This window comes from Vibrio sp. Vb1166 (assembly GCF_033338695.1).
GTDB lineage: Bacteria > Pseudomonadota > Gammaproteobacteria > Enterobacterales > Vibrionaceae > Vibrio > Vibrio alginolyticus.
Map to the genome: position 1 here is coordinate 160,866 of NZ_JAWOTE010000008.1, position 6,504 is coordinate 167,369.

The following is a 6,504-nucleotide window of genomic DNA, read 5'->3' on the forward strand; positions in this document are numbered from 1 at the left end:
CAGGTACAATGAGTTTTCATTTACACGAAGCCAAAATAGACATGAAGCAAAACAATCAGCAGAGAACCGGGTTCGGTTATTTTCTATACGGGATACAATTGGCACTTGCCCCTAAAATCAGGCGCTTTGTCATCTTACCTCTACTTGCAAATATCTTGCTTGTAGGTGGTGCCATCTTCTATCTATTTTCAAACCTTAATATATGGATAGAAGGCTGGATTGGGCAGCTGCCTGAGTTTTTATCCTGGTTAACTTACATTCTTTGGCCTTTACTCGCTCTGACGATACTCGCTACCTTCTCCTATTTTTTCAGCACGCTCGCGAACTTTATCGCCGCGCCATTCAATGGCCTCTTGGCTGAAAAAGTGGAAGAGTACTTAACGGGACAAAAGGTAAATGATGATGGTTTCACTGCCGTCCTGAAAGATGTTCCTCGCGTTTTAGCTCGTGAGTGGAGAAAGCTCCTTTACATTTTACCTAAAGCAATAGGCCTATTCCTGTTATTGCTCATCCCTGCCCTTGGACAAACAGTAGGCCCATTTTTATGGTTTATCTTTACCGCCTGGATGCTCGCGATTCAATATTGTGACTACCCGTTTGATAACCATAAAATCCCATTTAACGACATGCGTTACAAATTGAAACAAAAGCAAGGTAAGGCCTATGGCTTTGGGGTATTGGTGTCTGTGTTTACGACGATCCCAATTTTGAACCTCATTGTCATGCCTGTAGCAATATGTGGTGCAACCGCTATGTGGGTCGCGGAGTTTAAGCACCAACGATAGTCGATTAGAGATTAAGGAAAGGGATCAGCGCCAGCTTTTCCCTTTTATTTTATCAAGTTCTGGGCCAACCTAATAAGATATAACTTTTTAATCCTTTTCCCTTTTTTTCATACCGCATATTCTTCTATCCATATTCACACAACGTGTAATGAAGGAACATCACTATGAGCAAAATCTACGAAGATAACTCTCTTACTATTGGTAATACACCTCTCGTTCGTCTAAACAAAGTAAGTAAAGGCAAAGTTCTCGCGAAAATTGAAGCGCGTAACCCTAGCTTCAGTGTTAAGTGCCGTATCGGTGCAAACATGATTTGGGAAGCAGAGAAAGCGGGCCTTCTTAAGCCAGGTGTAGAGCTTGTAGAACCTACCAGTGGTAACACAGGTGTTGCTCTAGCATTCGTAGCGGCTGCTCGCGGTTACAAGCTAACATTGACCATGCCTGAATCAATGAGCCTAGAACGCCGTAAGCTACTAAAAGCACTAGGCGCGAACCTTGAGCTGACTGAAGCGGCGAAAGGCATGAAAGGGGCGATTGCTAAAGCAGAAGAAATCGTAGCAAGCAACCCTGAGAAGTACCTACTTCTTCAACAATTTGACAACCCAGCGAACCCAGAAATCCACGAAAAGACTACGGGCCCTGAGATTTGGGAAGCGACAGACGGTGAAATCGACGTATTCGTTGCTGGTGTTGGTACGGGCGGTACTATCACAGGTACAAGCCGTTACATCAAAGGTGAAAAAGGCAAAGCCATCACTTCTGTTGCAGTTGAGCCAGCAGAGTCTCCGGTTATTGCACAAGCACTTGCTGGCGAAGAAATCCAACCTGCCCCACACAAAATTCAAGGTATCGGTGCTGGTTTCATCCCTGGTAACCTCGATTTAGACATTATTGACCGTGTTGAGCAAGTTACCTCAGAAGAAGCGATTGAGATGGCTCGTCGCCTAATGGAAGAGGAAGGTATCCTAGCTGGTATCTCATCTGGCGCAGCGGTTGTTGCAGCGAACCGACTTGCGGAACTACCTGAATTTGAAGGAAAAACAATTGTAACTGTCTTGCCAAGTTCCGGTGAGCGTTACCTAAGTACAGCACTCTTTGCAGGTATCTTTACCGAAAAAGAGAACCAACAATAATATGTGTTCAAATCAATTTTTAGTTTAAAAAAGCCCCGTTTAGGGGCTTTTTTGTTGATCCCTGCCCTACCTTTGGTAATATCAGGGTGTTTTATTTCTAGCTTCAAAATAAAGAAGCAGAACACAAAAAGGTTTCAAAGTGATTACGCACGCAAACAGTTGCGTAGTTACCAAACTTTTGACTAGTATCAGAACTGACGCGCTTTGAACTCTTCCCGTGCTAGCGCACAAGATGTAAAGCAGTTAAGCTAAAATCTGGTCACAAACTAACAAAAAAATACATTTATTGGGGTATATCACATGTACGAGAAGCAAGTAGAAATCACAGCAGAAAACGGCCTTCACACTCGTCCAGCTGCACAGTTTGTTAAAGAAGCAAAAGCATTCGACGCAGACATCACTGTGACTTCTAACGGTAAAAGCGCTAGCGCTAAGAGCCTGTTCAAACTACAAACACTAGGCCTAGTAAAAGGTACTCAAGTTACTATTTCTGCTGAAGGCCCACAAGCTCAGCAAGCAGTTGACCACCTAGTTGCTCTAATGGACCAACTACACTAATCCGGTCTCCTACTCCAGAAGCCATTTTGTGAAAGCAAAATGGCTTCGTTGGAAATAGGCTCAAAACTAAGCTAAAACTATTCGTTAGCGCACCCATTATTCTCCCGTTTTATAAAGTTGACCAAACTTAAGGTAAGGCTATGATTTCAGGCATCCTAGCATCTCCTGGTATTGCAATCGGTAAAGCACTACTACTTCAAGAAGATGAAATTGTCCTAAACACAAACACTATTTCTGACGATCAAGTAGAAGCTGAAGTTCAGCGTTTCTTTGACGCTCGTAACAAATCTGCAGCTCAGCTAGAAACTATCAAGCAAAAAGCGCTTGAAACGTTTGGCGAAGAAAAAGAAGCGATCTTTGAAGGTCACATCATGCTTCTTGAAGACGAAGAGCTAGAAGAGGAAATCCTAGCACTTATCAAAAACGACAAGATGACTGCTGATCACGCTATCCACTCAGTGATCGAAGAGCAAGCATGTGCTCTTGAGTCTCTAGACGACGAATACTTAAAAGAGCGTGCAACTGACATCCGCGATATCGGTTCTCGTTTTGTTAAGAACGCACTAGGCATCAACATTGTTTCGCTTAGCGATATCAACGAAGAAGTAATTCTTGTTGCTTACGACCTAACGCCATCTGAAACTGCACAAATCAACCTAGACTACGTGCTTGGTTTTGCTTGTGATATCGGCGGTCGTACATCTCACACTTCAATCATGGCTCGCTCACTTGAGCTTCCAGCTATCGTTGGTACTAACGACATCACGAAGAAAGTTAAGAATGGCGACATGCTGATTCTTGACGCAATGAACAACAAGATTGTTGTTAACCCATCAGAAGCTGAGCTAGAAGAAGCGAAAGCGGTTAAAGCAGCATTCCTAGCTGAAAAAGAAGAGCTAGCGAAACTGAAAGACCTACACGCAGAAACGACTGACGGTCACCGTGTAGAAGTTTGCGGTAACATCGGTACAGTGAAAGACTGTGACGGTATCCTTCGTAACGGCGGTGAAGGTGTTGGTCTGTACCGTACTGAATTCCTATTTATGGACCGTACTGCGCTACCAACTGAAGAAGAACAGTACCAAGCGTACAAAGAAGTTGCGGAAGCAATGAACGGTCAAGCTGTGATCATCCGTACTATGGATATCGGCGGCGATAAAGATCTCCCATACATGGATCTTCCAAAAGAGATGAACCCATTCCTAGGTTGGCGTGCTGTACGTATCAGTCTAGATCGTCGTGAAATCCTTCGTGATCAGCTACGTGGCATCCTACGTGCTTCTGCACACGGCAAACTGCGTATCATGTTCCCAATGATCATCTCTGTCGAAGAAATCCGTGAGCTTAAGAAAGCGATCGAAGAGTACAAAGAAGAGCTACGCGCTGAAGGCCACGCGTTCGACGAAAACATCGAAATCGGTGTTATGGTTGAAACTCCTGCTGCTGCTGCGATCGCACACCACTTAGCGAAGGAAGTGTCTTTCTTCTCTATCGGTACAAACGACCTAACTCAGTACACGCTAGCGGTTGACCGTGGTAACGAGATGATTTCTCACCTATACAACCCACTATCACCAGCTGTACTTACAGTGATCAAGCAAGTTATCGACGCTTCTCACGCAGAAGGTAAATGGACTGGTATGTGTGGTGAACTTGCAGGTGACGAGCGTGCAACACTTCTACTTCTAGGTATGGGTCTGGACGAGTTCTCAATGAGCGGCATTTCAATCCCTAAAGTGAAGAAAGTTGTTCGTAACTCTAACTTCGCAGAAGTGAAAGCAATGGCTGAAGAAGCCCTTTCTCTACCGACAGCAGAAGAAATCGAAGCCGTGGTAGAAAAGTTTATTGCTGAGAAAGCTCAGTAATCGGTAGTACCAAGTAATTCAATACTTAATGGCCATTAGACGGCGAAAAAAGTCGTCTAATGAGCTATATTGGTATACTATAATTCGACAGAATAAAACCAAACCTTAGGAGCATGACACAATGGGTCTGTTTGACAAACTTAAGAAGCTTGTATCTGATGACAGCGCTGACGCTGGTGCTATCGAAATCATCGCGCCACTTTCTGGTGAGATTGTAAACATCGAAGACGTGCCAGATGTTGTTTTCGCTGAGAAAATCGTTGGTGACGGTATTGCTATCAAGCCAGCAGGCAACAAAATGGTAGCTCCTGTAAACGGTACTATCGGTAAGATCTTCGAAACTAACCATGCGTTCTCTATCGAGTCTGACGACGGTGTTGAGCTTTTCGTTCACTTCGGTATCGACACAGTTGAACTAAAAGGCGAAGGCTTCACGCGTATCGCTGAAGAAGGTCAAACTGTTAAAGCTGGCGACACTGTAATTGAATTCGATCTAGCTCTTCTAGAAGAGAAAGCGAAGTCAACGCTAACTCCAGTTGTTATCTCTAACATGGACGAAATCAAAGAGCTAAACAAGCTTTCTGGTTCTGTAACTGTTGGTGAAACTCCAGTTCTACGTGTAACTAAGTAATTTTTACTTAATCGAACACGAAAAAACGCTGCCATTGGCAGCGTTTTTTATTCCCTGAAATTTTGTTTCTAATCGACTTACATCAATGAAACACGTTCAACTGAGCAAGCCTAGTGCTGAGCTCGGCCTTTGCTTCGCTTGAGCGAGTAATGCAGTTGTCGCATCTTGGAGCACTTGAGAACGCACCATTTCCGTAGATTCTCTTGCGAAGTCTGTATCTCTTATTCGACTCTTGGATTCTGTAACACTCCGATTCACAGTATTTAAGTTATCCATCGAGCCGTTTACACGGTTCTGAAAGCTGCCAATTTCACTCCGGTGCGAATCAACATACTTAATTGCTGCATCAATCACCCCAATTGAAAGCTGCGCCTTACCTGCCGTCGACATATCGATGTCATCCATTGTGACTAATTGACCAGCGCTCACATCAAGCTCATCCGCTAAACTCCCATCGAGAACCACACCCTCTGGCGCCTTCATCGTAGAAGCGAAGAATTGCAGTTCGTTGTTTTCCGTTACTGAAGCATTCACTATCGATTGTTGAGCATTGATGTAAGTGGCGACCTGTTCTATACGGTCACCCAATTTGAGTCCAATGGATTCCGTTTGGGTTTGCCCTTTACTGTCTTGGTATTCGACTTTTAGGGTTTGGTTATCTTTAGTGACTCGCCAATCTTTATCGACCGCATCACCAACATAATGCTGCCCTCCCATCTCTGGGATATGGCTACGCATGTTACGTAACGTCAAAGAGATTGAATTAGCGTTCGCGCCAATATGGAAACTTTGTGAACCGTAAGATCCATCAAACAGGTTTTTATCCGCAAATGTTGTCGTGATCGCGACACGATCAAGCTCATCTTGCAGCGCTACGACCTCATATTGAATACTTTGCCGATCACTTGAGTCATAACTGCCGTTTGCTGCTTGAAGCCCCAGAGAGCGTAAGCGTTGCAATATGTCACTGCTTTCGTGCAATGCTCCCTCCGCTGTTTGAGCAACAGAAAAAGCGTCGTGCGCATTTCTTAAGGCGACATCAAGCCCTCTCGTTTGTACATGGAGAGTATTCGATATCTGTAAACCTGCCGCATCATCGCTCGCCGAGTTGATTCGAAACCCCGAAGTTAGGTTGCGTTGTGACTCAACATTTTGCGCAGCTGCTTGACTCAGGTGTCTCTGCGCCACCATCGCAGAAACATTGGAATTTAAAGAGATCATCTAATCGATATGAATGCCTTATCGAACATACTGTCAGGACACATCTGAATCGTTATAGCCAATAAGCAAAAAGCCAGGGATGAGCCTGGCTTTGGTTTCTTGCTTTGTTAAATTGATTAACCTAGCAGACTTAGCGCTGAGTTAGGCGCTTGTTTCGCTTGCGCAAGGATTGAGCTTGACGCTTGCGATAGAATTTGTGATTTGGTCATTGCCGTCGTTTCTTTCGCGAAATCTGTATCTTTGATACGGCTCTTCGACGCATTCACGTTCTCGTTAATGTTGTCCAAGTTGCTGATTGCGTGGTTGAAACG

At 44.3% G+C, this 6,504-nt stretch carries 7 protein-coding genes; 5 read left to right on the forward strand and 2 right to left on the reverse strand.

Going from position 1 to position 6,504, the window contains the following annotated elements; genetic code table 11:
- Window positions 1-41: 41 nt before the first annotated feature.
- From cysZ to crr, 5 genes are all read left to right on the forward strand, one after another.
- On the forward strand, window positions 42-785 hold the full coding sequence (gene cysZ / locus R7E51_RS11105) for a sulfate transporter CysZ (RefSeq protein ID WP_025998633.1): 744 nt from the start codon (window positions 42-44) through the stop codon (window positions 783-785).
- A gap of 164 nt (window positions 786-949) precedes the next feature.
- Window positions 950-1,918: a cysteine synthase A gene (gene cysK, locus R7E51_RS11110; protein ID WP_005382045.1), complete on the forward strand. Its 969-nt coding sequence runs from the start codon at window positions 950-952 to the stop codon at window positions 1,916-1,918.
- Window positions 1,919-2,218: 300 nt separating this feature from the next.
- Complete coding sequence (locus R7E51_RS11115) at window positions 2,219-2,476, forward strand: HPr family phosphocarrier protein (protein ID WP_005382043.1); 258 nt, start codon at window positions 2,219-2,221, stop codon at window positions 2,474-2,476.
- A gap of 140 nt (window positions 2,477-2,616) precedes the next feature.
- On the forward strand, window positions 2,617-4,341 hold the full coding sequence (ptsI, locus tag R7E51_RS11120) for a phosphoenolpyruvate-protein phosphotransferase PtsI (protein ID WP_005389298.1): 1,725 nt from the start codon (window positions 2,617-2,619) through the stop codon (window positions 4,339-4,341).
- Window positions 4,342-4,462: 121 nt separating this feature from the next.
- Entirely contained in the window at window positions 4,463-4,972 is a 510-nt protein-coding gene (crr, locus tag R7E51_RS11125) for a PTS glucose transporter subunit IIA (RefSeq protein WP_005382041.1), read from the forward strand.
- A 96-nt stretch (window positions 4,973-5,068) separates the two neighbouring features.
- On the opposite strand, the gene R7E51_RS11130 is transcribed toward crr, so the two are convergent.
- Both R7E51_RS11130 and R7E51_RS11135 read right to left on the reverse strand, forming a co-directional pair.
- Complete coding sequence (locus R7E51_RS11130; RefSeq protein ID WP_005382040.1) at window positions 5,069-6,193, reverse strand: flagellin; 1,125 nt, start codon at window positions 6,191-6,193, stop codon at window positions 5,069-5,071.
- 116 nt (window positions 6,194-6,309) lie between these two features.
- On the reverse strand, window positions 6,310-6,504 hold a 195-nt coding region (locus R7E51_RS11135; protein ID WP_031855108.1), incomplete at its 5' end, for a flagellin.